Origin of the sequence: Caballeronia sp. BR00000012568055 (genome assembly GCF_029439455.1) — a bacterium.
Classification (GTDB): domain Bacteria; phylum Pseudomonadota; class Gammaproteobacteria; order Burkholderiales; family Burkholderiaceae; genus Caballeronia.
The window spans coordinates 1-1,296 of the sequence record NZ_JAQFVG010000157.1 but is presented as its reverse complement, the minus strand read 5'-3'; the positions used below and the strand labels follow the sequence as shown (position 1 = coordinate 1,296).

The window sequence follows — 1,296 nt, the reverse complement described above, 5'->3', positions numbered from 1 at the left end:
GATCTTCAAGCTGGAAAACGGCTTCTATACGAACACGGGCAACTTCGCGAAGGCGGGCACGCTGTTCAATCGGCAGGCTTATGTGGGGATCGGCCAGGATTCGATCGGTCAGGTGACGCTTGGCCATCAGACGCCGTTCAACTTCGATGTGCTCGGGCCTTTTAGTACGGCATATCTGGCGGCGAGTTGGTACGCGTTCCATCCGGGCAATATCGATGAACTCGCGGATACGGGCGTGGTGCCGTTCGATAACTCGGTCAAGTTTCGCTCTGTGGATTACCACGGCTTCACCGTCGGCGCGATGATGGGCCTTGGCAATACGACGAACTTTTCTACGGGCCGCAATTATGGGTTCACGGTGACTTATGCGAATGGGCCGTTCAAGGCGGGGGCGGTGTATTCGAATGAGCACAATCGCACGCCTTCTATCGTGACTACCGGGATCACGAATTTTCAGGGTGTGGCGGCGGCCACTTACTCTGCCGACAAGGTCGAGAATATGGGCGCGGGTTTGTCATATCAGATCGGCAAGTTGATACTGCACGGCTTGTATACACGCGTGAAGCTGCAGTCGAATGGGTTTTCTGATACGTATCAGAGCTATGACGCTGGCGCTAATTATCAGTTCACGCCGTTTAATAGTGTTTCGGGTGGTGCTGCGACCACTACGCTTTCTGGGCGGCGCTGGACGCAGTTTGAAATTGGGGATGTTTATTCGCTCTCCAAAAGCACGCAGCTTTATGTGGATGTGCTTTATGAGCATTCTAATGATAGTGCTAATGCGGCGTTTTTTACTGCTGGGGTTTCTAGTGGGAGGAATCAGGCTATTGTGCTTACGGGGATTCATCAGAGCTAACGTCAAGAGTGGTGTATGAGCAGCATCGTGACGGTCGATTTCAAGCGGCGAGTTTCTGCTGAACCGGTCGATCGTCTTGCACCGGTTCGCCGTCCTTGAAGGGGACGCCTTCGAGCAACAGCTTGATCTTTTCCGGTCCGTTGATGCGGCGCCAGGTTTTCTCCGCCTCCTCGATCAGCTTGAATGCCAGACCGAGGAAGGTAGGCCGCGACACGCAGTTACGCGTACGCGTCGTTCGATGACGTACCGTCGCGAACGTCGACTCGATCGCGTTGGTCGTCCGCAGATGCTGCCAGTGCTCAGCGGGGAAGTCGTAGAACGCCAACAGGCTCTCGCGATCCTTTTTCAGCGTCTCGGTTGCCTTCGGATATTTCGCCGAATGGATCGACACGAAACGGTCGAAAGCGGCGTACGCGTCGGCTCGTGTGGCAGCCATCCAG

2 protein-coding genes are annotated in these 1,296 nt (G+C 55.2%); one reads left to right on the top strand and one right to left on the bottom strand.

Translation table 11 applies throughout. From position 1 onward, the window contains the following. A partial coding sequence (locus P7F28_RS09205) for a porin (RefSeq protein WP_277184205.1) occupies positions 1-856 on the top strand: 856 nt, incomplete at its 5' end. 40 nt (positions 857-896) lie between these two features. Here the strand turns inward: P7F28_RS09205 and P7F28_RS09200 are convergent. Beyond that, the coding region (locus P7F28_RS09200; protein ID WP_277184204.1) for a transposase at positions 897-1,296 on the bottom strand (400 nt) is incomplete at its 5' end.